The organism is Arthrobacter cheniae, from assembly GCF_003602275.1.
Classification (GTDB): Bacteria; Actinomycetota; Actinomycetes; order Actinomycetales; family Micrococcaceae; genus Arthrobacter_D; species Arthrobacter_D cheniae.
In genome coordinates, this window is sequence record NZ_QZVT01000003.1 from 383,188 (window position 1) to 406,628 (window position 23,441).

The 23,441-nt window shown below is 66.5% G+C and carries 23 protein-coding genes; 6 read left to right on the forward strand and 17 right to left on the reverse strand.

Annotated elements, in window-relative coordinates; genetic code table 11:
• Nucleotides 1-96 precede the first annotated feature (96 nt).
• The 8 genes from D6T63_RS07290 to D6T63_RS07325 all read right to left on the reverse strand — a co-directional run bounded on the left by D6T63_RS07290 (nt 97) and on the right by D6T63_RS07325 (nt 10,147).
• The gene (locus D6T63_RS07290; protein ID WP_120148334.1) at nt 97-1,383 is read right to left on the reverse strand and encodes a thymidine phosphorylase; all 1,287 of its coding nucleotides are present in this window, start codon (nt 1,381-1,383) and stop codon (nt 97-99) included.
• Nucleotides 1,384-1,537: 154 nt separating this feature from the next.
• On the reverse strand, nt 1,538-1,933 hold the full coding sequence (locus tag D6T63_RS07295; RefSeq protein WP_120148335.1) for a cytidine deaminase: 396 nt from the start codon (nt 1,931-1,933) through the stop codon (nt 1,538-1,540).
• Nucleotides 1,934-1,944: 11 nt separating this feature from the next.
• On the reverse strand, nt 1,945-3,237 hold the full coding sequence (locus D6T63_RS07300; RefSeq protein ID WP_120148336.1) for an ABC transporter permease: 1,293 nt from the start codon (nt 3,235-3,237) through the stop codon (nt 1,945-1,947).
• The gene (locus D6T63_RS07305; protein WP_120148337.1) at nt 3,234-4,631 is read right to left on the reverse strand and encodes an ABC transporter permease; all 1,398 of its coding nucleotides are present in this window, start codon (nt 4,629-4,631) and stop codon (nt 3,234-3,236) included. The genes D6T63_RS07300 and D6T63_RS07305 overlap by 4 nt, the downstream gene beginning before the upstream one ends.
• A complete protein-coding gene (locus D6T63_RS07310) occupies nt 4,628-6,172 on the reverse strand; it encodes an ABC transporter ATP-binding protein (RefSeq protein WP_120148338.1) in 1,545 nt (514 codons plus the stop codon). Before D6T63_RS07310 ends, D6T63_RS07305 begins: the two co-directional genes overlap by 4 nt.
• Nucleotides 6,173-6,348: 176 nt before the next feature.
• Nucleotides 6,349-7,461: a BMP family lipoprotein gene (locus D6T63_RS07315; RefSeq protein ID WP_120148339.1), complete on the reverse strand. Its 1,113-nt coding sequence runs from the start codon at nt 7,459-7,461 to the stop codon at nt 6,349-6,351.
• Nucleotides 7,462-7,689: 228 nt separating this feature from the next.
• Entirely contained in the window at nt 7,690-8,895 is a 1,206-nt protein-coding gene (locus D6T63_RS07320; protein WP_120148340.1) for an amidohydrolase, read from the reverse strand.
• A gap of 112 nt (nt 8,896-9,007) precedes the next feature.
• Nucleotides 9,008-10,147, reverse strand: coding sequence for a mannose-1-phosphate guanylyltransferase (locus D6T63_RS07325; RefSeq protein ID WP_120148341.1), 1,140 nt, complete (start codon nt 10,145-10,147; stop codon nt 9,008-9,010).
• Nucleotides 10,148-10,383: 236 nt separating this feature from the next.
• Between D6T63_RS07325 and sdhC the strand changes: the two genes are divergently transcribed.
• The 4 genes from sdhC (at nt 10,384) to D6T63_RS07345 (ending at nt 13,904) form a co-directional block, all read left to right on the forward strand.
• Nucleotides 10,384-10,779: a succinate dehydrogenase, cytochrome b556 subunit gene (gene sdhC / locus D6T63_RS07330; RefSeq protein ID WP_120148342.1), complete on the forward strand. Its 396-nt coding sequence runs from the start codon at nt 10,384-10,386 to the stop codon at nt 10,777-10,779.
• A 5-nt stretch (nt 10,780-10,784) separates the two neighbouring features.
• Complete coding sequence (locus D6T63_RS07335; RefSeq protein WP_120148343.1) at nt 10,785-11,252, forward strand: succinate dehydrogenase hydrophobic membrane anchor subunit; 468 nt, start codon at nt 10,785-10,787, stop codon at nt 11,250-11,252.
• Between the two features lie 88 nt (nt 11,253-11,340).
• Complete coding sequence (gene sdhA, locus D6T63_RS07340) at nt 11,341-13,119, forward strand: succinate dehydrogenase flavoprotein subunit (RefSeq protein ID WP_120148344.1); 1,779 nt, start codon at nt 11,341-11,343, stop codon at nt 13,117-13,119.
• A complete protein-coding gene (locus tag D6T63_RS07345) occupies nt 13,119-13,904 on the forward strand; it encodes a succinate dehydrogenase iron-sulfur subunit (protein WP_120148345.1) in 786 nt (261 codons plus the stop codon). The genes sdhA and D6T63_RS07345 overlap by 1 nt, the downstream gene beginning before the upstream one ends.
• Nucleotides 13,905-14,004: 100 nt before the next feature.
• Here D6T63_RS07345 and D6T63_RS07350 read toward each other — a convergent pair whose 3' ends face one another.
• From D6T63_RS07350 to D6T63_RS07370, 5 genes are read right to left on the reverse strand one after another with little or no spacing between them, the layout of a single operon-like run.
• On the reverse strand, nt 14,005-15,093 hold the full coding sequence (locus D6T63_RS07350; RefSeq protein WP_182976915.1) for a YihY/virulence factor BrkB family protein: 1,089 nt from the start codon (nt 15,091-15,093) through the stop codon (nt 14,005-14,007).
• Complete coding sequence (locus tag D6T63_RS07355; protein ID WP_120148347.1) at nt 15,053-15,652, reverse strand: 2'-5' RNA ligase family protein; 600 nt, start codon at nt 15,650-15,652, stop codon at nt 15,053-15,055. Before D6T63_RS07355 ends, D6T63_RS07350 begins: the two co-directional genes overlap by 41 nt.
• Nucleotides 15,653-15,655: 3 nt before the next feature.
• The gene (gene trpS / locus D6T63_RS07360) at nt 15,656-16,699 is read right to left on the reverse strand and encodes a tryptophan--tRNA ligase (protein WP_120148348.1); all 1,044 of its coding nucleotides are present in this window, start codon (nt 16,697-16,699) and stop codon (nt 15,656-15,658) included.
• Between the two features lie 19 nt (nt 16,700-16,718).
• On the reverse strand, nt 16,719-17,552 hold the full coding sequence (locus D6T63_RS07365) for an exodeoxyribonuclease III (protein ID WP_407923716.1): 834 nt from the start codon (nt 17,550-17,552) through the stop codon (nt 16,719-16,721).
• Nucleotides 17,553-17,593: 41 nt separating this feature from the next.
• Nucleotides 17,594-18,082, reverse strand: coding sequence for a hypothetical protein (locus D6T63_RS07370; protein ID WP_120148476.1), 489 nt, complete (start codon nt 18,080-18,082; stop codon nt 17,594-17,596).
• A gap of 172 nt (nt 18,083-18,254) precedes the next feature.
• Here D6T63_RS07370 and D6T63_RS07375 point away from each other — a divergent pair, with 172 nt between their 5' ends.
• Nucleotides 18,255-19,037, forward strand: coding sequence for a CHRD domain-containing protein (locus D6T63_RS07375; RefSeq protein WP_120148350.1), 783 nt, complete (start codon nt 18,255-18,257; stop codon nt 19,035-19,037).
• A 15-nt stretch (nt 19,038-19,052) separates the two neighbouring features.
• Entirely contained in the window at nt 19,053-19,742 is a 690-nt protein-coding gene (locus D6T63_RS07380) for a sortase domain-containing protein (RefSeq protein WP_235830605.1), read from the forward strand.
• Nucleotides 19,743-19,848: 106 nt separating this feature from the next.
• Here D6T63_RS07380 and D6T63_RS07385 read toward each other — a convergent pair whose 3' ends face one another.
• From D6T63_RS07385 to D6T63_RS07400, 4 genes are read right to left on the reverse strand one after another with little or no spacing between them, the layout of a single operon-like run.
• Nucleotides 19,849-20,682, reverse strand: coding sequence for an ABC transporter permease (locus D6T63_RS07385; protein WP_120148352.1), 834 nt, complete (start codon nt 20,680-20,682; stop codon nt 19,849-19,851).
• The gene (locus tag D6T63_RS07390) at nt 20,679-21,557 is read right to left on the reverse strand and encodes an ABC transporter permease (RefSeq protein WP_235830606.1); all 879 of its coding nucleotides are present in this window, start codon (nt 21,555-21,557) and stop codon (nt 20,679-20,681) included. The genes D6T63_RS07385 and D6T63_RS07390 overlap by 4 nt, the downstream gene beginning before the upstream one ends.
• Complete coding sequence (locus tag D6T63_RS07395; RefSeq protein ID WP_120148353.1) at nt 21,550-22,491, reverse strand: ABC transporter ATP-binding protein; 942 nt, start codon at nt 22,489-22,491, stop codon at nt 21,550-21,552. The genes D6T63_RS07390 and D6T63_RS07395 overlap by 8 nt, the downstream gene beginning before the upstream one ends.
• Nucleotides 22,492-22,546: 55 nt before the next feature.
• Nucleotides 22,547-23,440, reverse strand: a complete 894-nt coding sequence (locus tag D6T63_RS07400) for a bifunctional methylenetetrahydrofolate dehydrogenase/methenyltetrahydrofolate cyclohydrolase (protein WP_120148354.1) — start codon at nt 23,438-23,440, stop codon at nt 22,547-22,549.
• Between the last annotated feature and the right edge of the window lies 1 nt (nt 23,441).

The following is a 23,441-nucleotide window of genomic DNA, read 5'->3' on the forward strand; positions in this document are numbered from 1 at the left end:
GCGACACATGCGACAGCCGGACTCACCCCTGGGGATGAGACCGGCCGCGCATCCCCTAGGGGTTCCCCCTACCCGAGGTGCTTCAGGCGACGCGGCCTAGGCGATGCGGTCGATGATGAGCTGCTGCGCCGGCCGGGAGCCCTCGGGGGCGATGACAACGGCGTCGGCCAGGGCCTCGCGCGCGCGGTCGAACTTGTCCGGAGTATCCGTGAGCAGCGTCATGAGCGGCTCTCCCGCCCGGACCTGCGCACCGGGCTTCGCATGCAGGCGGACGCCGGCTCCCGCCTGCACCTGGTCCTCCTTGCGGGCACGGCCGGCGCCGAGACGCCAGGCTGCTACTCCTACGGCAAGGGCATCCAGGCCCACCAGGACGCCGTCGGCCGGCGCGAGGATGACCTCGGACTCCTTTGCGACCGGCAGGGTGGCCCGAGGATCGCCACCCTGCGCCTCGATCATCCGGTTCCAGACGTCCATCGCGCGTCCGTCCTTCAATGCGGCCGCGGGATCGGCACCGTGCACGCCCGCGCAGGCGAGCATCTCCTCGGCGAGGCGCACAGTGAGCTCGACGACGTCGGACGGTCCCCCACCGGCGAGGACCTCCACCGACTCCTCGACCTCGATGGCGTTGCCTGCGGTGAGGCCGAGCGGGGTGCTCATGTCGGTCAGCAGTGCCACGGTGTTGACGCCGGCGTCCTTGCCGAGCGCCACCATCGTCTCGGCGAGCTCGCGCGCCTGGGCGATGTCCTTCATGAACGCTCCACTGCCCACCTTGACGTCGAGGACGAGGGAGCCGGTTCCCTCGGCGATCTTCTTGCTCATGATGGAGGACGCAATGAGTGGGATCGCCTCGACCGTGCCGGTGACGTCGCGCAGGGCGTACAGCTTCTTGTCGGCGGGAGCGAGCCCGGCGCCGGCTGCGCAGATGACCGCGCCGACCTCGGCGAGCTGCCGCATCATGTCCTCGTTGCTGAGCTGGGCCCGCCAGCCCGGGATGGACTCGAGCTTGTCGAGCGTGCCGCCGGTGTGGCCGAGGCCGCGGCCGGAGAGCTGCGGTACGGCGACGCCGAAGACGGCGACGAGCGGGGCCAGCGGCAGCGTGATCTTGTCGCCGACTCCGCCGGTCGAGTGCTTGTCGCTCGTCGGGCGGCCCAGCGAGGAGAAGTCCATGCGCTCCCCCGAGGCGATCATCGCCGCCGTCCAGCGGAAGATCTCGGTGCGATCCATGCCGTTGAGGAGGATCGCCATATTGAGGGCCGACATCTGCTCGTCGGCGATCGCACCGCGCGTGTAGGCGTCGATGGTCCAGTCGATCTGTTCGAGCGTGAGCGTCCCGCGGTCGCGTTTGATGCGGATGATGTCGACGGCGTCGAAGGCTTCGGTCATGGAGGATCCTCGGGTTGTTCGGACGATCGGGCTGCTCGTCGGCGCCGTCACGTGGAGGGAAGGGTCAGGACAGGGTCAGGACCGTGTCAGGACAGTGGGAAGGGGCGAAGGGCCGATACGAGGGGCACGCAGCAAGCACGCCGGCGTCCCGAGGTCATGCGAGGTGCTGTGGACCGAAGGCATCCGGCAGGACCTCGTCCATCGTGCGGATCCCCCCGACGGTCATCAGCACCATGTCGGGAGCGCGGAACTCGTACAGCAGTTGCCGGCAGCGGCCGCAGGGCATGAGCGTGTTGCCCTCCCCGTCGACGCAGCTGAAGGCCCGGATGCGTCCGCCACCGCTCATCGCGAGGGCACTGACGAGGGCGCACTCGGCGCACAGGGTCAACCCGTAGGATGCGTTCTCCACGTTGCAGCCGGAGATGATCCGACCGTCGTCGAGCAGTGCGGCTGCTCCGACGGGAAACTTCGAATAAGGGACGTAGGCGCGTTCCATGGCATCCCTCGCCGTGGCGGCGAGGTCGTCCCAGGGGATCTGCTGATCGGTCATAGTGAAGACTCCTAGCCCTTGATGTAGGGGATGCCGCTGGCTCCCGGCGCCCGTGAACGGCCCACGAGGCCGGCGACGGCGAAGACCGTCACCACGTAGGGCAGCATGCGCAGGAACTGGTCCGGGACCGGGGTTCCGAGCAGGCTGAGGACATTGGACAGGTTGGTGGCGAAGCCGAACAGCAGGGCCGCGAAGAAGGCCCCGATCGGATTCCACCGGCCGAAGATGAGTGCTGCCAGGGCGATGTAGCCCTGGCCCGCCGTCATGTCCCGGCCGAAGCCGGAGACCGCCACGAGGGTGAAGAAGGAGCCTCCGACACCCGCTACGACGCCGGCGAGAAGCACGTTCAGGAAGCGCATGCGGTTGACGTTGACGCCCAGGGTGTCAGCCGCCTTCGGGTGCTCGCCCACAGCACGTGTGCGCAGGCCCCAGCGGGAGTGGTAGAGCGCCACGTAGACCGCCGCGACGGCGATGTACATCAGGTAGCCCACGATGGTCTGCTGGAAGAGGATCGGTCCGATCACCGGGATGTCCGCGAGGAGCGGGATCTCGATCACGGGCAGGCGGGGCGGCGAGTTCCAGCGCTCGGAGTCCTCACTGAGGACGGCCGAGAACAGGAAACCGGTGAGCCCCGAGACGAGGACGTTGAGGACGACGCCGACGATGACCTGGTTGACCACGTACCGGATGCTGAAGACAGCCAGGACGAGGGACACGAGGACTCCTGCGACGGCCGCCGCGAGGAGCCCGACGAGGGCGCTACCCGAGAGGGATGCCGCCACTGCTGCTGCGAAGGCGCCGAACAGGAGCTGTCCCTCGATGGCGATGTTGACGACGCCGGACCGCTCACAGAGGACGCCCGAGAGCGAACCGAAGATGAGCGGGACGGCAAGGGTCACCGACCCCGCGAGGAGCCCGTAGAGGGCGACGTTCGGTGTGCGGGCGCTGCCCACCACCCAGGTCAGGAATGCGACGAGGAACAGGACGGCGAAGACCGCCAGGACCCACGTCGGGATCTTCCGCTCGGATCTGGTGCGCAGGATCGCGAGGACCGCCAGTGCCGCCATCGCGAGGGCGGCGATCCACCCGATCACGGGAGCGGAGACGACGATCGACGGCAGGACTATCGGATCGTTCTCCTCGGAGAGCCTGAAGGTGACCTCGTTGCCCGGCGCTCCGAGGGCGAACACGAGGAGGGCGAACAGGGCGACGACCGAGAGGATGACGGGAGTCTTCCAGCTCCGCACGGTCGCATCGCCTGCTCCGTTCTTGCGCTCGTCGCGAGCGGTGGTTGCTGTACTCATGCTGCTGCTCCGGTCGAGGCTGGCGTGGGGGTCGTGGAGCCGCCCTTCCGGGCGCGCCTGGCGCCGGGAGACGGGAGGCGGAACAACGCGCGGACGAGCGGCGGCGCTGCGATGAAGAGCACGATCAGCGATTGCACCACGAGGACGATGTCGATGCTGGTACCCGTGGATGCCTGCATCGCCACTCCACCGGCTCGGAAGGCTCCGAAGAGTATGCCGGCGGCGAAGGTCCCCCAGGGTGAGGACCTGCCGAGGAGTGCCACGGTGATCGCGTCGAAACCGAAACTCGCGGCGACACCCGAGGTCAGCACCTTCTCGGTACCCGAGACCTGGGCGACGCCGGCAAGGCCCGCGAGCGCCCCTGCAATCGCCATCGCGAGGATGTAGCCCTTGCTGACGTTGACGCCGGCGGTCCGGGCGGCGCTCGCGTTGGCGCCCACGGCGCGGAGTTCGAAACCGATCGTGGACCGTTCGAGCAGCCACCAGACGAAGATCGTGGCCAGCACGGCGACGACGAAGCCCCAGTGCAGGCGGAAGGCCGGCCCGAGCAGCGGCGGGTACAGCGCCGTCGCGTCCAGCTGCGGGCTGATCGGATTGGTGGAGCCCGGACGCTGGAACGCGGGGGTGCTGAGGAAGTAGAGCACCAGGTTCGTCGCGATGTAGTTGAACATGATGGTGAGGATGACCTCGTGGGCCCCGGTGCGGGCCTTGAGGAGCCCCACCAGGCCCGCCCAGACAGCGCCGCCCACCATACCCGCGAGGATCACCAGCAGCAGGTGGATACCCGCCGGCAGGTGCAGGGTGAAGCCGATCCAGCCCGCGAAGGTCGCACCGATGAGGATCTGCCCCTGCGCGCCGATGTTGAACAGGCCTGCCCGGAAGGCGAGTGCCACACCGAGGCCGGCGCAGATGAGCGGTGTGGCAACGGTCAGCGTCTGCGTCAGCGGGTAGATCATCCGGACGAACGAGTCACCCTCGAAGTTGAACACGGAGCCCTGGAAGAGCGCGAGGTAGGCGCTCGAGGCCGCGGTCCAGGCCGCACCGATCATGTCCTGCGGGCGGCTGAAGAAGTACGACGACGTCCGCGCCACGTTTTGGTCGGTCACCGCGATGAGCAACCCGCCCAGGATCAGGGACAGGACCACGGACAGGAAGGCAACCAGCGCGTTACCGGTCATGATGCGCTGCATCAGCGTCGATTCCGGAGCCGGACCTGCTCCGAGGGCGGCCGCCGTAGCCGGGACGGCGGGCGGCGGTACCGCCCCGCCTGCCGTCTCGACCGCGTTCTCGAGGCGCGCCTCGTCCTTGCGTGCCGTGTCCTTCGCATCCCGCCGGGTGAGGGGTGCTTCCCCGTCAGTGGGCGATGGGACCGGCTTGTCATCCTGCGGTGTCACAGGTTCCCTCCTTGAACGTCGTGTGCCTGCGCCAGCGCCTCGTCGGCGGGCATACCGGCCATCATGAGGCCCAGGACATCGCGGGAGACAGTTCCCGGCACGATGCCCATCAGGCGCCCGCGGTACAGCACCGCGATACGGTCCGCGAGCTCCAGGACCTCGTCGAGCTCCGTGGAGACGATCATGACCGGAGTGCCGGCGTCGCGCTCTGCCACGATGCGGCGGTGCAGGAACTCGATCGACCCGACGTCGACGCCGCGGGTGGGCTGGGAGGCTATGAACAATTTGAGTGGCCGTGAGAACTCGCGGGCCATGACGACCTTCTGCTGGTTACCGCCGGACAGCGTGCCGGCCGCAGAGGACGCGGACTGGGTGCGCACGTCGAATTCGGCGATCTTCTCCTCGGCGTTCTTGTCGATCGCAGCCCGTGACATGGACAGGCCCTTTGCGAAGGGGGCGCCGTCGTACCGGTTGAGGATCAGGTTCTCGGCGACCGAGAACGTTCCTACGAGGCCCTCGACGCTCCGGTCCTCTGGGACGAAGCCGACGCCCGCGCGGATGACCTCCTTGACCGAGCGGCCCACGAGCTCGTTGCCGCCGAGGGTGATGGATCCTGTGACGTGGTCCTGGAGTCCCATGATGGCCTCGGTGAGTTCCGTCTGGCCGTTGCCCTGCACGCCGGCGATCGCGAGGATCTCCCCCTCGGCCACGTCGAAGCTGAGTCCGTCGACGACATGCTGGCCGTTGGCGGCCTGGACCGTCAGGTCCCGCACCCTGAAGGTCACCTCGCCGGGTGTCGACGGCTTCTTGTCCAGCGTCAGGCTGACGGACCGGCCGACCATGAGGGAGGCGAGCTCCGTGGTCGGCGCGCTCGGGTCGGCGGTGCCGACGACCCTGCCGCGTCGCACGACGGTGATCACGTCCGAGACGGCCTTGACCTCGCGCAGCTTGTGGGAGATGAAGACGATGGACTTCCCGTCCGCCTTGAGCTGGGCGATGATGCCGAGCAGCTCGTCCGTCTCCCGGGGTGTCAGCACGGCGGTCGGCTCATCGAGGATCAGCACCTCGGCATCGCGCACGAGGGCCTTGATGATCTCGACGCGCTGCTGGACGCCCACCGGCAGGTCCTCGACGACGGCATCGGGATCGACGTCGAACCCGTACTGGTCGGAGATCCGCCGGATGCGCGTCCGTGTCTCCTGCAGGTTGAGCATGCCGCCCGCTTTCGTGGACTCGTTACCCAGAGCGACGTTCTCCGCGACCGTGAAGACCGGCACGAGCATGAAGTGCTGGTGCACCATGCCGATACCGGCGGCCATGGCATCCCCGGGACCCTTGAAGGTGACGGGCTTGTCATTGACGAGGATCTCGCCCTCGGTGGGGTCGTACAGTCCGTAGAGCACGTTCATGAGCGTGGACTTACCGGCCCCGTTCTCGCCGAGCAGGCTGTGGACCTGTCCCGGCAGCACGACGAGATCGATGTGATCATTGGCGACGAGCGATCCGAAGCGCTTCGTGATACCGATCAGTTCGAGTTTCACAACTCAACCAGCCTGTTCTGTTCTGTTGTCTTCGTGTCGGGATCGAGCGGAAGTCAGGTGAAGGATACCGGGTCCCGCTCCGGGGTACCCACCCGGGCAAACGCGAACCGCCTTCCTCCCGGCGTGGATCCGCGGGGAGGGAGGCGGTTCAGTGGCGTTGCTGTCCTGCGTCGGGACTACTTGGGGCTTGCAGCCGATTCGACGCTGATGTCGCCCGCGATGATCTGTTCCTTCAGGCCGTCGAGCGTGGTCTGGAGGTCGGCGGGGACGTTTGCTTCCTGGTCGTGGAACGGAGCGAGCGCTACGCCACCGTTCTCCAGGGTGCCGACGTACGGGGCGTTGTCGAAGTTACCCTCGACGTCGGTGCTGATGACGTCCTCGACGGCGTCACCCATGAGCTTCATGACCGAGGTGAGGATGAACTCCTCGCCCTTGCCCGCGGTCTCGTAGCCGTCGGAGTCGACCCAGATCGCCTTCACGTCCTTGCCGCCCGCGTTGGCCTCGATGACGGCGTCCAGCGTGCCGGAACCGACAGGACCGGCGACCGGCATGATGATGTCCGCGCCCTCGTTGATGAAGTTCTGGGTGTTGGTCTTGCCCGCGGCCGCGTCCTCGAAGTTGCCGACGAACGTGCCGTTCTGGCTCTCCTTGTCCCAGCCGAGGAGCTGCACGTCGCCGCCGGTCTCCTCGTTGAAGTAGGTGACGCCCTCTGCGAAGCCGTCCATGAAGATGGTGACGGTCGGGATGTTGACGCCGCCGAAGGTCGCCACCTTGCCGGTCTCGCTCGTCGCCGCTGCGGCGTAGCCGGCGAGGAACGCGGCCTGCGCCGTGTCGTAGATGATCGGCTTGACGTTCGGCAGGTCGATCGAGTTGTCGTCCACGATCGCGAAGTTGGAATCGACGTTCGCCTCGGCCGCGGCCTTGGTGGTGTCGGCGAGCAGGAAGCCCACGGTGACGGTGAGGTTGCAGCCGGCCTGGACCATCTGGTCGACGTTCGGGCCGAAGTCGGTCTCGGCCTGCGACTCCGCCTGGTTGATCTGGATGCCGAGGTCCGTCTCGGCCTTCTTCAGGCCCTCATAGCTCGACTGGTTGAACGAACGGTCGTCGAACCCGCCGGAGTCGGAGACGATGCAACCGAGGTAGTCGGTGCCGGCCTCGGCGCTTGCGCCACCTCCGGACGAGTCCTCCGCCGGCGGCGCACCGCAGCCGGAGAGGACGAGGGCCGAGACGCCGAGGACGGCGGCGGACAGGCCTGTGCCGCGCGAAATTTTGCGCAGTGAATTCTTCAAAATGCCTCCAGGAAAGAAATGCGCCACGGGGACGAATACCAGTGAGTGTCCATCACGGTTCACGATTGATCCGAGGCTCTGTTTTCACTGAAAGACCGTGGCGCCGCGACACCGTCGGTGCAGCACGTATGCGAATATCCTAAGGGCCAAGTGATGGGGAACACTACACGGGCCGTAGGCGGGCATCGATCGTTCGGATTTCGTTATGCACAGGCGGCTGCCGAAGCCTCAGTGGTCCCTGCCGAGGACAGCCTGCAGCGCCGCGGCCGCCATCACGCGCACACCGTATTCGATGGCGCGTTCGTCCGGCACGTAGTCACCGCGGTGGAGATCGTACGTCTCGCCCCCGGGAGTCCGCGTGCCGAGGCGCATCATGGCGCCGGGAACCTCCTGCGTCATCCATGCGAAGTCCTCTCCGCCCATGGACTGCGGGGTGAGCACGACGGCGCTCGACCCGAGTTCGGCGCGTGCCGCCGCCTCCAGGAGTCCGGTTTCGTGCTCCTGGTTCACCACGGGTGGTACGCCACGGATATGCTCCAGCTTCACGTCCACGCCGAACGGCGCGGCCACCTCGCGCACGGCACGGTCCAGCAGTTCGCCGGACGATTCCCAGGCCTCGCCGTCGAGGCAGCGAAGCGTGCCGGACATGAAGCCGTGGGCGGGGATCGCGTTCGGGGCCGACCCGGCATGGATCTGTCCCCACACCACGGACACGGCGCTGCGCACATCGATGCGGCGGGACAGGACGGCCGGGACATTGACGGCTATGGCGGCGAGCGCGAACACGAGGTCCTCGGTGAGGTGCGGGCGCGAGGTGTGGCCTCCTCGTCCGCTCAGCTCGACACGGATGGTGTCCGACGCCGAGGTGATGGCGCCGATGCGCGTGCCCACCAGACCGACGTCGATCCTCGGATCGCAGTGCAGTGCCAGGATGCGCGGGAGTCCGACGAGAACGCCCTGGGCGATGACATCGATCGCGCCGCCCGGCATCATCTCCTCGGCGGGCTGGAAAATGATGCGCACAGTTCCGGGGAGCGGCGTCGAGGCGTCGAGGTCGGCGAGGACGAGCGCGACGCCGAGCATCACGGTGGTGTGGATGTCGTGTCCGCACGCATGGGTGATGCCCGTGGCTGCCGACTCATACGGGAGGCCCGTCTCCTCGATGATCGGCAGGGCGTCGATGTCCGCGCGCAGGCCGAGCCGTAGTGGCCCGCTTCCGATGTCCACATACGCTCCGGTGCCCTCGAGCCGTCGGGGAACGAGCCCTGCCCGCTCGAGCCTCGCGACGATCAGGTCCGTGGTGCGGTGTTCCTTGTAGGACAGCTCCGGGTGACGGTGGATGTCACGGCGGATTCCCGTCAACTCTGTGAGCAGCGGCTCGAGGGAGGCACCGACCCGGGAGGTCGGCGGGCTCTGGGTGCTGGACGTTTCCACTCCCTCAGCCTACCGACCGGGGCCGCGGCGTCCGGACGCCCCGGTCGTGGACGCGCCGTAGGGTTCTGTGCAAGCCGCCGGGCAGCCGTTGGCGAGTTGTCGGCTGGGCGTCCTAGAGAACGTCGGTGTCGCCGCTGGCGCGTAGCCGCTCCACGGCTTTCTTGACTTCCTGGGCGTGCTCCTTCGTCGTCACCAGCAGTGCGTCGGGGGTGTCGACGATGACGACGTTCTCGATACCGATCAGGGCGATGACCCTCTTGGTGTCGGAGACGACGATCCCGGAAGCGTTCTCGGAGAAGACTCTCGCTCCCTCCCCCATGACCCTCAGCTCGCTGTTCTCCTCGGCGGGGTTGAGGCGACCGATGGCAGCGAAATCCCCGACGTCGTCCCAATTGAACTCACCCGGGATCATGGCGACGTCACCGGCGACAGCGGCCGGTTCGGCGACCGCGTAGTCGATGGCGATCTTCGGGAGGGTCGGCCAGACCTTGCGGGCCACCTCGACGCGGCGGGGGGTGTCCCAGGCGTCGGCGATCTCGATCAAGCCCGCGTAGAGCTCGGGCTCGTTGGCGGAGAGGTGCTTGAGCATGAGGTCCACCGGCGCCACGAACATGCCGGCGTTCCAGGAGTAGTTCCCGCTCTGGATGTAGCCGTCCGCAACCTCCTGGGAGGGCTTCTCGACGAACTCGATGACCGCGTGTGCGCTGGGCGCACCCTCGATGGACAGGGGCTCGCCCGCCCTGATGTACCCGAATCCTGTGGAGGCGTGCGTCGGCTTGATGCCGATGGTGACGATGTATCCGCGGGCAGCGGTGTGGATGGCCTCCCGAACGGCATCCTGGAAGACCTCGACCGGCGAGATCACCTGGTCGGCCGCGAAGGACCCCATGATGATGCTCGGGTCGCGCCGGTGCAGGATGGCGGCGGCGAGACCGATGGCTGCGCCCGAATCCTTCGGCTCGGATTCGAGCACCAGGTTCACGTCATCGATCTCGGGAAGCTGCGCGAGGACCGCGCGCCGGTGGACGATCCCGGTCACGACCATGGTGCGGCCATCACACAGCGGGCGCAGGCGGTCGTAGGTCGCGCGGATCAGCGTACTGCCGGAACCGGTGAGGTCATGCAGGAACTTCGGCGCCGCGGCGCGCGAGAGCGGCCACAAGCGTGTCCCGGTGCCTCCCGCGGGGATGACGCCGTAGAAGCGCTCCAGCACATTGTCAGGGGTATGGGCAGACGCCCTCTCGGTACTCATCCGTTCCACGGTAACCCGAAGCGCGCCGGGCGTGAGCATAACGTCCACTATCGGATGCCATCCCGGGGGAACGCGGGAACCGCGGCGGGTGTTAACAAGGTCACAGGTGAGGAACCCCTAAATTGAACCAGGAGTGTCACCGCCCTAGATTATTCTTATCTGAAGAGTGCTGTCGCACCGGCGTAATCCCTGCGTATAACGCGCTAACGCCCAGGCGATGCAGGGAGGTCATTTCAATGCCGAAGACACTGACGAAGACACTGACGCCAGCTGGCACCCTCTACCGTGGCCGCGAAGGCCAATGGTCCTGGGTGGCCCACCGCATCACCGGGGTCGTGATTTTCTTCTTCCTCCTGGTCCACGTGCTGGATACGTCCCTCGTGCGCGTGTCGCCCGAGGCGTACGACGCCGTGATCGCCTCGTACAAGAACCCGATCATGGGTCTGGGTGAGCTCGGCCTGGTCGCAGCGATAGTGTTCCACGCCTTCAACGGCATCCGCGTGATCCTCGTGGATTTCTGGAAGAAGGGCCCCAAATACCATCGCCAGATGCTCTGGGGCGTCGTAGGCCTCTGGGCAGTCGTCATGATCGCCTTCTCGATCCGCCATCTCACGCACGTCTTCGGAGGTTAGTACCCATGGCCACCCCAATCATCGAAACGCCCCGCTCCGGTCGTGTCGCCCCGGGATACTCCCGATCCAGCACCTCACGCGGAAACTTCGAGATGATCGCATGGCTCTTCATGCGCCTCTCGGGCGCCATCCTGGTGGTGCTGATCTTCGTCCACCTCTACGTCAACCTCGTCGCCGGTGACGGCATCAGCGGGATCGACTTCGGCTTCGTCGCCGGCAAGTGGGCTGACCCGGTGTGGCAGATCTGGGACCTGACCCTGCTCTGGCTGTCCATGCTGCATGGCACCAACGGCATCCGTGTGATCATCAACGACTACGCCGAGAAGAACAGCACCCGCATGATCCTCAAGGGCGTCCTGTACACGGCCACGGTCGTCATCGTGGTGCTCGGCACACTCGTCATCTTCACCTTCGATCCCTGCCCCGTCATCGACGGAGTGGCCCACGTAGCGGATTACTGCCCCGCCCCGTAACCCCTACCGCACGTCTGCAGTTCCCGCATGACAGGCCCACTGGGGGACCTCATGCACCCACACCGTTTCAACAGAAAGAGCGACCAGCATGCAGGTCCACAAGTACGACGTCGTCATCGTCGGCGCGGGCGGCGCCGGAATGCGCGCAGCCATCGAATCAGGGCAGCGCGCCCGCACCGCCGTCCTGACGAAGCTCTACCCCACCCGCTCGCACACGGGCGCAGCGCAGGGTGGGATGTGCGCAGCACTCGCCAACGTCGAGGAAGACAACTGGGAGTGGCACACGTTCGACACCGTCAAGGGTGGCGACTACCTGGTGGACCAGGACGCGGCCGAGGTCATGGCGAAGGAAGCCATCGAGGCGGTCCTCGATCTCGAGAAGATGGGCCTCCCGTTCAACCGCACCCCCGAGGGTCGCATCGACCAGAGGCGCTTCGGTGGTCACACGCGCGACCACGGCAAGGCACCCGTCCGGCGCTCCTGCTACGCGGCTGACCGCACGGGCCACATGATCCTGCAGACGCTCTACCAGAACTGCGTCAAGCACAACGTCGAGTTCTACAACGAGTACTACGTGCTCGACCTGCTCATGGTGGACCAGGAAGTCACCGTCGACGGCGTGACCCGCATCGAGAAGCGCGTCGCCGGGGTCGTCTCCTACGACCTTGCGTCCGGCGAACTGCACATCTTCCAGGCGAAATCGATCGTCTTCGCGTCCGGTGGTGTCGGCAAGGTCTACAAGACGACGTCGAACGCCCACACGCTGACCGGTGACGGGATGGGCATCGCCTTCCGCCGTGGCATCCCCCTCGAGGACATGGAGTTCTTCCAGTTCCACCCGACCGGCCTGGCCGGCCTCGGGATCCTCCTGTCCGAAGCAGCACGCGGTGAGGGTGCGATCCTTCGCAACTCGGAGGGTGAGCGCTTCATGGAGCGCTACGCCCCGACCATCAAGGACCTCGCCCCCCGTGACATCGTCGCCCGCTCCATGGCGAACGAGGTCCGCGAGGGACGCGGCGCCGGACCGAACAAGGACTACGTCCTCCTCGACCTGACGCACCTCGAGCCTGCCCACATCGACGCGAAGCTCCCCGATATCACCGAGTTCGCCCGCACCTACCTCGGCGTCGAGCCCTACACCGAGCCGGTTCCCGTTTTCCCGACAGCGCACTACGCGATGGGCGGCATTCCGACCAACATCAAGGCCGAGGTGCTCGCGGACAATGACACCGTGGTCCCCGGGCTGTACGCGGCCGGCGAAGTCGCCTGCGTCTCCGTCCACGGCTCCAACCGCCTGGGCACCAACTCGCTCCTGGACATCAACGTCTTCGGCAAGCGCGCCGGCATCGCCGCCGCGGAGTACGCCCTGACGGCTGATTTCGTGGAGATCCCCGAGAACCCGACCACCGAGACCGAGGAACTCCTCAACCGGGCACGCAGCTCGGAGGGTGGGGAGCGCGTCGCTCTCATCCGGAAGGAACTGCAGGACATCATGGACGCCAATGTCCAGGTGTTCCGCACGGAGCAGACGCTCCTCGAGGCCCTGCGGGTCATCGATACCCTTGAAGAGCGGTACACACGCATCACGGTGCAGGACAAGGGCAAGCGGTTCAACCTCGACCTGCTCGAAGCCGTGGAGCTCGGGTTCCTCCTGGACATGGCGAAGGTCATGACGGCGGCGGCCCTGCACCGCAAGGAGTCCCGCGGCGGTCACTTCCGCGAGGACTACCCGGAGCGCGACGACGAGAATTTCATGACCCATTCCATGGCCTACAAGGACCCCAGCGCCACCGAGACCAGCGGCGTACGCCTTGAGACCAAACCGGTAATCTTCACCCGATACCAGCCCATGGAGCGAAAGTACTGATGAGCACCGAAACCGTACAGAAAGAGCCGGCCTCGAAGATCGAGATCAGCCCGGACGTCGCCGGCGGCGAGATCCCCACGTTCGACATCACCCTCAAGGTCCGCCGCTACAACCCGGAGGTCTCGGACGAGGCCCACTGGGACGAGTGGCAACTGACCATGTACGGCACGGACCGCGTGCTGGACGCCCTGCACAAGGTGAAGTGGGAGCATGACGGTTCCGTCTCCTTCCGCCGATCCTGCGCCCACGGCGTCTGCGGCTCCGATGCCATGCGCATCAACGGCCGGAACAGGCTCGCCTGCAAGACCCTGCTGAAGGATCTCGACACGTCCAAGCCCATCCTCGTGGAGCCCATCAAGGGCCTGCCGGTGGAGAAGGACCTCATCGTGGACATGGAACCGTTCTTCCAGTCCTACCGGGAGATCATGCCGTTCCTGGTCAGCAAGGGCCACGAGCCGACCAAGGAGCGCCTCCAGTCCGCGGAGGAGCGCGACCGCTACGACGACACGACCAAGTGCATCCTGTGCGCCGCCTGCACCTCGTCGTGTCCGGTGTTCTGGACCGACGGCCAGTACTTCGGACCGGCCGCCATCGTGAACGCGCACCGTTTCATCTTCGATTCGCGTGACGACGCCGGCGACATGCGGCTCGAGATCCTCAATGACAAGGAAGGCGTCTGGCGCTGCCGGACCACCTTCAACTGCTCCGAGGCCTGCCCGCGTGGCATCCAGGTGACGAAAGCCATCTCCGAGGTCAAGCAGGCCATCCTGACGCGCAGGGTCTGATTCGACAGGGTCTCGGCTCCAACAGCTGTTCCGCAGTCCAGGTCGACGGCAAAGGGCGGCCCCTCTCAGGAGGGGCCGCCCTTGTTCGTGGGCGGGCCGATCAGCCGCGGTTCTTGCGGCGGCTGCGTTGCCTGAGCGTCCCCGCCTTCGCGTGGTGCTGGCGCTCGGCATCGACCTCCGCATCGGCCGAGCCCACCGCGCACCAGGCAATCGCCAGCAGGTACACCTGACTGAGCAGGAAGAACCAGATGAAGAGCGCAAGAATCACGGCGAAGGACAACAGGAGCGGATTGTTGCCGAAGCTGCCGAGGATCTGTGTCGAGAAGGTACGAAGCAGGGTGGTACCGAGCCCTGCGATGAATGCTCCCTGCAGCAGGATCGGCTTGGGCATGTCGATGGCGGACGCCGATCGGAACAGCACCACGGCGACGAGGATGTCCAGCAGGACCATCACCAGGAAGCCCGCTCCCTGCGTCAGGACCTGACTCACGGCGTTCAGCTTCAGGATCGTGAGGAGCGTGCCGAGTGTGTTCGTGGCAACCACCCCCAGTGCCGTGGTCACGACCATGATGACACCCAGCAGCGCGAGGGTTCCGAGGTCCTTCAGCCACAGGAGTACCGGATGGACGGCAACCGGTTGGAGGTCGAAGATGCCGCGCATGGCCTGCCGCATCCCGCCGATCCACCCGAGGGCCGTGGCCAGCATCACCGCCGCGGAGACGACGATCGTCCAGCCCAGTCCACTCGTCGCCTCGAAGAGCCGCTCAGGAGTGATGATGCCTCCTGCGCCGTCCTCCTCGGCGATCAGTCCGGGTACCGCCCGACTAAGGGCATCCACGGAGAGGGCACGGAGGGCATCATCACCGGCGATGACTATCCCGAGGGCGGCGAACACGACGACCAGCAGTGCCGCGATCGCGAAGAACAGTCGATAAGCCAGTCCGGCCGCCATCAGCGGGCCGCGCCGCTCGTTGTAGAGCAGGACCACCCGAACGGGTCGCAGCGTGAAGAAACGGCAGAGAGCGAGGTCCACCCGCGCGAGCAATACCTCAGGGCCGCCCCTGCCGGAACGCGTCAGGCGACCGAGCCTGACCTGTGCGTCGATGACCCTGCGACGGAGCTCGGGCAGGCTCGCCGGTGACGGCTGGTCAATAGGAGGTGGTTTGGGGGCGGTCAGCGTCCTCGCCAAAGTGCAGCTCCTCCCGCAGTTTCCACAGTCCCGAGGGCACATGCTCGTACAGTCCCATCGACCCCACGTCGAACGCGGCTTCGAAGCCGTTCAACTCCTCGACGGCGGCGTCCATGCCTGCGTCGGACACGTCGTGCGCAACCGTCACATGAGGGTGGAAGGGAAATTCGAGATCGCGTTCGAGAGGGCCCTTCTGGAGCCTGGAGTGGAGCTCGACGCACTCGTCGAATCCCTGGACCAGCTTCAGGAATACCACGGGCGATGCGGGCCTGAAGGATCCGGTGCTGCGAAGGCGGACCTCGAAAGGCCGTTGTTCCTGGGCCACTGCGCGGACATGCTCGATGGTCGCAGCCCAGTCGTGGGCCGGCGTCGTCGTGATGAGGGTGATGTGCGGTGGGACGACAGCCGCCATGGGATCACCGAACGACGCCCTCCACGCCTTCAGGCTGCTCGCGAGCGGTTCCGGGATGGAAATGGTGATCCCGACGCAGCTGCCGCTCAGTCCCGGCTGCGACAGGGCTGTCGCCAACCGGCTGGGATGACCCGTGGAGACGCACATGGATCAGCGGGCTCCCGCCGCTGGAAGGAACCCCACACGCGCATAGACTTCGGCCAGGGTGGGAGCAGCCAGCTCGCGAGCCTTGGCCGCGCCCTTGGCGAGCAGCCGATCGAGCTCCGCCGGGTCCGACAGGAGCTCCTCGGCCCGGGCACGCACGGGGGTGAGCGTCTCGACGACGAGCTCGGCGAGATCGACCTTCAGGTGTCCGTACATCCGCCCCTCGTACTCGGTCTCGAGCTCACTCACGCTCTTGCCCGACATGGACGAGAAGATGGCGAGGAGATTCGAGACGCCGGGCTTCCCATCCCGGTCGAAGCGGATCTCCGTCCCGGCATCCGTGACGGCGGACTTGATGCGTTTGGTCGTGACCTTGGGGTCGTCGAGGAGGTTCACCAGACCGGCGGCGGACGAGGCCGACTTCGACATCTTCGCCGTCGGATTCTGCAGGTCGTAGATCTTGGAAGTCTCCTTCTGGATGAAGGGCTTCGGTAGGACGAAGGTCTCCCCGAAGCGGGCGTTGAAGCGCTGGGCGAGATCGCGGCTCAGCTCCACATGCTGCCGCTGGTCCTCGCCGACGGGAACACCGTCAGGCTGGTACAGGAGAATGTCGGCGGCCTGGAGGATCGGATAGGTGAAGAGTCCGACGGTGGCGGAGTCGGTTCCTTGCTTCGATGCCTTGTCCTTGAACTGCGTCATCCGGGAGGCCTCGCCGAAACCCGTCAGGCAGTTGAGCACCCAGGCGAGCTGCGCGTGCTCCGGCACCTGGGACTGGACGAACAGCGTAGCCCGGTCGGGATCGACCCCACCCGCTATGTACTGGGCAGCCGTGGTGCGCGTCCGGCGTGCCAGTTCCGCAGGGTCCTGCGGCACCGTGATGGCATGCAGGTCAGGGATGAAGAATACGGCGTCGTAGGTCTCCTGGAGCCGCACCCAGTGGACGAGCGCGCCCAGGTAGTTGCCGAGGTGGAGCGAGCCGGCGGACGGCTGCATCCCGGAGAGGATACGCTGCCGCCGCGCGATGGCCGGGTCATGCTGTGGTTCTGTCATGAAATGGGTTTCCTGGGGTTCAGATCCGGTAGTCGACGACGAGCGGCGCGTGGTCCGAGAACCTCGTGTCCCAGCTCGGCGCCCTGTCGACGGATGCGCTCAGCGCGCTTTTCGCGAGGGCTTGCGTGGCCAGCTGGTAGTCGAGGCGCCAGCCGGTGTCATTGTCGAACGCCTTACCGCGCCAGGACCACCAGGTGTAGGGGCCGTCGACCTCGCCCGCGAGCAACCGTGCCACGTCCATGAAACCGCACTCGTCCGAGAAGAACCGGTCGAAGTACGCTCGCTCCTCCGGCAGGAAGCCGGCGTTCTTCACGTTGCCCTTCCAGTTCTTGATGTCGAGCTGCGTGTGACCGACGTTGAGGTCGCCCGTGACCACTGCATGATCCGTGCCATCCCTCAGCTGCGGCAGCCGCGTGACCATCGCCTCGAGGAAGGCGTACTTGTCATCCTGCTTCTGCGTGCCGACCTCACCCGAATGGACGTAGGCGCTGACCACCGTGAGGGTCTCCCCGTCTATCTCGAAGTCCGCCTCGACCCATCGGCCGGCCGTATCGAAGTAGCTGTCGCCGATGGTGGTGCGCGTGGCCGAAGGCTCCTGACGCGAGGCTATGGCCACTCCTGCACGGCCCTTCGCCTCTGCCTCGGTGTGCAGGATGGACCAGCCGTCACCGAGGAGGCTGCGCACGACGGCGTCGGGCGCCCGAACCTCCTGCAGGCAGAGGATGTCGATGTCGCGTCCGTCGAGCCATTCCTGCATTCCGCGCTTATAGGCGGCCCGTATTCCGTTGACGTTCACGGACGCGATACGCAAGGGTTTTCGCGATGGATTCGATGCCGGACTCACTCGATCCACCTTACCCCGCAGGGTCTATCGATTCGTTCCGGCGGGGCCGTTCAGTCAACGACGGTGCCCTCGACCGGACCCTCGCTGGAACCCTTCATCATGGACCGCGCGTTGTGGGAGGTGATCTCGATCGTCTCGAGCGCCCGCTCCACCATCTCCGCGTCCTTGCCGAGGTACTCCCTGACCACGCCGACCTGCACCTGGACGATCTTGAAGCTGTGATCGAGCTTCAGGTCGCGAGCCCGGTCGACGGCGGCGGTGCCTGCCTGGGGTGCACCGGCACTGCCGAACCCGCCGTGCGCCTGGATCCGGTCTGCGGCCTTCCTCGCCGCGGACCGGAGACTGAGGACCACGTAACTGAAGATCAGGAGCCAGCCGAGCGAGATGATCGCGACCAGCCAGCCGATGACGTCGTTCTGGTTGGCCGCGAAGACCACTGCTACGAGGAACACGACCAGCATGACTGCCATCCCGGCACTGCCCATGCGCATGCTCACACCCCGGCCCGAAGGCCGCCCATTACTCCCTAGTGTCTGCATCATGCCATTCTCGCGCATGGACAACGGCACCCCTGCTGCTTCCACCGCGGGCGAACTCCCAGGCGTTTCAAAGTTCTTGCACATCCACACCAATCCGTGATGGGTATCACCCCGAAGTACAGTCATGCGCGCCCCCACGGAGCGCTTCATTCGCACACTGGAGGAATTTCCGATGAACAAGAAGATGCGTTTTCTCGCAGTACCGGCACTCGCCATCAGCGCCGTCGCCCTCGCCGGCTCCCCCGCCATGGCCGCACACGACGGCTCCTACTCGTCCACCCTGGGCCAGCTGAACGGCACCACCGGTACCGGAACCATCACCCTCGACGTCGCGGGCGACCAGGCAACGGTCAACCTTCAGGTGTCAGGTCTCGCCGAGACCTTCATGGACGCGCCGTTCCCCCACGTCCAGCACATCCACGGTGGAGCAAAGGGTGTCTGCCCCACGCCTGCCGATGATGCTAACAGTGACGGGATCATCAACGTCGCCGAAGGCGTCCCGGGCTACGGTGACATCCTCACCACCCTGACCACGTCCGGTGCCTCCACGCCTGCTGAGGGCCTGAACCTGGCACTCGGCGGCCAGGGTGGAACCTACTCGGTCGAGCGCACCATCACCATCGATGAGGCCACCCAGAAGTCGCTCGCCGCCGGCACCGCCGTCGTCGTCGTCCACGGTCTTGATGCCACGACCGCCGGTGTTCCCGCAGAGGTCTTCGGCAGCCCCTCCGAGATCGCTCCCGAGCTTCCCCTCGGTGCAACCTCGCCTGCTCTGTGCGGCACGCTCGTGAAGACCCAGATGGGCGAAATGCCCTACGGCGGAGCTGACACCGGTGTTGCCACCGAGTCCTCCTCCAACACTGCCGGCATGATCGCCCTCGGTGGCGGCCTTGTCCTCGCAGCAGCAGCCGGTGGCACCTACGCCGTTCGTCGTCGCGCAGCAGACAACGCCTAATACTGATCCCTCACCGTGATCAGTAGAGTAAATGGCCACCGCTGGGGCTTCACGGCCCCGGCGGTGGCCGCCCTCTTCCTCCTTGCCGGATGCGGGTCCGCAGACGGGCCCGCAGCTACACCCGCGACCTCGTCCGCGAGCGCCTCGCTCGAAGCAGCACCATCGGCTCCCCCGCCCTCCTCAGCCGCACCAGCCCCCTCCTCCCCCGCCGCCGCTCCAGCACCGGCTCCGACGGCCCTGCCCCCCGTGCTCCCCGCCTCTCCGCCGGTCACGCTCGACATCCCCTCCATCGGGATTCGCACGGACCTGCTCAGCCTGGGTCTTCGTGACAACCAGAGCCTCGAGGTTCCACCGGACGGACCAGGCGCTCCGGCCAGCTGGTACAACCAGTCCCCGACGCCGGGCGATCGCGGCCCGGCCGTGATGCTCGGCCATGTGAATGCCACCGACGGCGGCAAGGGTGTCTTCGCCGACCTGCGCACATTGAAGGCCGGGGACCGCATGAATGTCATCCGCGAGGACGGCTCGACGGCGGTCTTCGAGTACCAGCGCGGCGAGGCCTACCAGAAGAACGATTTCCCCACCCTGACGGTGTACGGCAACACCCCGGGTTCGGAACTGCGGCTCATCACCTGTGACGGCTACAACCCCGACACCGGCGAGTTCGACGACAACTACGTCGTCTACGCGACCCTGGTGCTCTGACAGACCCGTCCCGAGCCCGCGTAGTCCTGGGCAGCACCACAAAAAAGCGACGGTCGGGCCCTCCAGCCCGGCCGTCGCTTTTCCCTGTGGAACACGGGTTGCCGGCCTACCGTAGGAACAGCTTCCGCAACCGAAGGGTTGTGAGCAGCATCCCCACGGCAATCATCACCAGGAAGTAGCTCAGGTGGATGACCGTGGCCGGGGTGAAGGACGCGATGCTGATCTGCCGCAGCAACTCGACCCCGTGCCATAGCGGCAGTGCCTGGATGAACCACTGGATACCCTGCGGGTACACGCTGAGGGGGTAGAAGGTGGCCGAGAACAGGAACATCGGCAGCATGACGAAGTTGACCCATTCCATCTGCTGGAACGTCTTCATGAAGCTCGTGATGCCCATCCCGAAGGACGCGAAGCCGAAGGCGATCACCACGGACGCAGGGATCATGAGGAGCGCCACCGGGCTGGTGATCAGCCCCATGAGAGCCATGACGGCGGTGAAGCCTGTCGCGTACATGGCCCCGCGGAGGAGGGCGAGGAAGATCTCCCCGATCGCGACGTCGAGCGGTCCGAGCGAGGTGTAGAGCATCCCCTGGTACAGCTTGGCGAAGTTCATCTTGAAGAAGACGTTCCACGTGCTGTCGTAGACCGCGCCGTTCATGGCGGAGACCGCCAGGAGTGCGGGCGCGATGTAGGCGGCGTAGCTGATAGCCCGCCCGTCCGGACCCTCGACGGTACCCACGAGCGCGCCGAGGCCGACGCCCATGGACACGAGGTAGAGCACTGGCTCGAAGAACCCCGAGACCATCACGAGCCAGTTGCTGCTGCGGGTTGCCAGCAGGCCGCGTGCGATGACGGCACGGGCATTGCGGGAGTAGAGCGCCGCCAGGGGTCGCTTCGAGCCGTCGAGGGAGTAGTCCTGTGCCGTCAACTGTGCGCTCACTTCCCCAGCCTCCTCGCGTAGACGGACCGGGCAAGTCGCAGACCGATGGCGGCCAGGACGACGAGGAACAGGACGTGCACGACGGCGAGCCAGACCGGGAGGTCGTACCCGTAGGTCAGCGCGCGGCCGAGTTCGGTGCCGTGCCACAGGGGCGAGATCCATCCGATCCAGCGGAGGAACACTGGGAGCGTATCCAGCGGGAAGAACGTGCCCGAGAAGAGGAAGAGCGGCGTGACGATGAACCGCATCACCAGGGCGAACTGCCCTTTGTCCTCCTCGACGCTCGCCGAATACGCCATCAGGGGGAGGCCGAAGGCGAGCCCGCTGAGCACAGCGACCGGGATCACTGCAGCGCCGGTCAGGGACGGCGAAGCCCCGAAAGCTGCGACGATGAGGAAGTAGATGATGGTGCTGGCCGTCAGACGGGCCGTGACCGCGATGACGTGGCCGTTGACGATCTGGTCCGTGTTCAGCGGGGACGCGTGCGGGCCGTAGTACACCCGCCTCCACTTGAACCCGTCCATGACGGGATAGGTGAACTCGGTGGCCGCAATCATGATCGTCGCCGAGGCCAGCAGCGCCGGGGCGATGAAGGCGAGGTAGCTGACTCCGCCGAAGGCACCGGCCGCGTTCTGGTCGACGAGGGTGGCCAGGCCGATCCCCATAGCGAAGAGGTACATGACCGGCGTGCCGACGCTGGAGGCGAGCAGCGTCCATTTGTAGCTGTTCATGGAGCGGAGGACATGCTCCGCGTAGTACCAGGAACCGAAGGCCCGGGCTCGCCTGGCCGACACCTCCGGCTTGTGGGCGTGAAGCCGGTACGGCTGGTTCACGGCGGCGTCCTGGACGGACGCTGCGGGATCGCGGTCAGTCAACGAGGCTCCTTCCCGTCAGGCGCAGGAACACGTCCTCCAGGGAGGAGCGGCGGACCAGCGAGGTGATGGGCCGGAGCCCCCGCGCGGTCACCTCCTCCAACGCGGCCTCGCCGTCGTGCGTGTAGATGAGCACGCGGTCGGGTAGCGGCTCGAGCCGGTCGCCGATGCCCTGCAGGTCCGCCGCGACGGTGGTATTGCGCTCGGACCCGAAGCGGAGTTCGAGCACTTCCCGCGTGGAGTGGTCCCGGATGAGCTGGGCCGGCGATCCCTCGGCCATGATCTGGCCCTTGTCGACGACGACGAGGCGATCGCAGAGCTGCTCGGCCTCGTCCATGTAGTGCGTCGTCAGGATGAGCGTCACGCCGGACTCCTTGAGCCGGAAGAGGCGGTCCCACAGGATGTGGCGTGCCTGCGGATCGAGGCCGGTGGTGGGCTCGTCGAGCAGGAGGATCTTCGGTTCGTTGATGAGCGACCGGGCGATGGTGAGGCGCCGCTTCATCCCGCCGGAGAGGGCGTCCACCTTCGCGGACGCCTTGTCGGTGAGTTGCGCGAATTCGAGGAGCTCGTCGGCCTTCGGCTTCAGGTAGCTCATCGGGAGTCCGAAGTAGCGACCGTAGACAAGGAGGTTGTCGCGCACCTTCAGTTCCTCGTCGAGGTTGTCCTGCTGTGGCACGACACCGAGGTGGGCCCGCACCTCCGGCCCGTGCTCCTCGGGGTCGAGGCCCATGATGGTCAGCTGCCCGGATGTCCGCTGGGATACCCCGCCGATCATGCGCATGGTCGTCGACTTGCCGGCACCATTGGGCCCGAGCAGGCCGAACGACTCCCCCGCGGGAACCTCGAAGGAGATGCCGTCGACGGCCTTGAAGTCGCCGTAGTGCTTGCTGAGCTGCTGGGCAGAGATGACCGGAGGTCCGGCAGGGAGAGTGGGCACCCGCCCAGCCTAGGCGAGAACTCCATTGGGACAAGCCAATGGGAGTCCGATTGTTCTACGCCAGGTCGGCCCGGCGCTCGGCGGCCTCGACCACGTTCGTCAGGAGCATGGCCCTGGTCATGGGACCCACTCCTCCGGGGTTGGGCGACAACCAGGCGGCTACGGATGCCGCGGCGGGGTCGACGTCGCCGGTCAGCTTCGCCTTGCCCGTCTCAGGATCCTCGACGCGGCTCACGCCGACATCGAGCACTATCGCCCCCGGCTTCAACTGCTCCGCACCGATCATGTGCGGGATACCGGCAGCAGCGACGACGACGTCGGCGCGGCCGAGGTGGTCCGCGAGGTCGACGGTGCCGGTGTGTGCCAGTGTCACGGTCGCGTTGATCTGCTTGCGGGTCAGGAGCAGCCCGAGCGGTCGCCCGACGGTCACGCCCCGCCCGACGACGAGCACGTTGAGTCCCTTGAGCGCGATGTCGTGCCGGAGCAGGAGTTCGACGATCCCGTGAGGTGTGCAGGGCAGGGGCGAATCCATCGGAGCATTGACGTTCAGGACCAGCTTGCCCAGGTTCGTCGGGTGCAGCCCGTCGGCGTCCTTTGCCGGATCGATGCGCCCGAGGATCGCGTTCGTATCGATGTGCGAGGGAAGCGGAAGCTGCACGATGTAGCCCGTGGTGGCGTCGTCGTCGTTCAGCTCGTCGAGGACCGCCTCGAGTTCCTCCTGCGTGATGGTGTCCGGCAGGTCCCTCCGGACCGAGGTGATGCCGATCTGCGCGCAATCCCTGTGCTTACCGGCGACGTACGAGTGACTCCCGGGGTCCTCCCCGACGAGGACCGTGCCGAGGCCGGGCGTGATGCCGCGCTCACGCAGGGCGCTGACGCGCTCGGTCAGTTCCGACTTGATCCGGGCGGCGGTCGCCTTCCCGTCGAGGATGCGGGCTGTCGTACTCATG

Bases quoted from the DNA above. Each gene is read 5' to 3' on its own strand.
- D6T63_RS07290 (WP_120148334.1), bottom strand. From the start codon at position 1,383: ATGACCGAAGCCTTCGACGCCGTCGACATCATCCGCATCAAACGCGAC.
- D6T63_RS07295 (WP_120148335.1), bottom strand. From the start codon at position 1,933: ATGACCGATCAGCAGATCCCCTGGGACGACCTCGCCGCCACGGCGAGG.
- D6T63_RS07300 (WP_120148336.1), bottom strand. From the start codon at position 3,237: ATGAGTACAGCAACCACCGCTCGCGACGAGCGCAAGAACGGAGCAGGC.
- D6T63_RS07325 (WP_120148341.1), bottom strand. From the start codon at position 10,147: ATGAGTACCGAGAGGGCGTCTGCCCATACCCCTGACAATGTGCTGGAG.
- sdhC (WP_120148342.1), top strand. From the start codon at position 10,384: ATGCCGAAGACACTGACGAAGACACTGACGCCAGCTGGCACCCTCTAC.
- D6T63_RS07335 (WP_120148343.1), top strand. From the start codon at position 10,785: ATGGCCACCCCAATCATCGAAACGCCCCGCTCCGGTCGTGTCGCCCCG.
- sdhA (WP_120148344.1), top strand. From the start codon at position 11,341: ATGCAGGTCCACAAGTACGACGTCGTCATCGTCGGCGCGGGCGGCGCC.
- D6T63_RS07345 (WP_120148345.1), top strand. From the start codon at position 13,119: ATGAGCACCGAAACCGTACAGAAAGAGCCGGCCTCGAAGATCGAGATC.
- D6T63_RS07355 (WP_120148347.1), bottom strand. From the start codon at position 15,652: ATGTGCGTCTCCACGGGTCATCCCAGCCGGTTGGCGACAGCCCTGTCG.
- trpS (WP_120148348.1), bottom strand. From the start codon at position 16,699: ATGACAGAACCACAGCATGACCCGGCCATCGCGCGGCGGCAGCGTATC.
- D6T63_RS07370 (WP_120148476.1), bottom strand. From the start codon at position 18,082: ATGCAGACACTAGGGAGTAATGGGCGGCCTTCGGGCCGGGGTGTGAGC.
- D6T63_RS07375 (WP_120148350.1), top strand. From the start codon at position 18,255: ATGAACAAGAAGATGCGTTTTCTCGCAGTACCGGCACTCGCCATCAGC.
- D6T63_RS07400 (WP_120148354.1), bottom strand. From the start codon at position 23,440: ATGAGTACGACAGCCCGCATCCTCGACGGGAAGGCGACCGCCGCCCGG.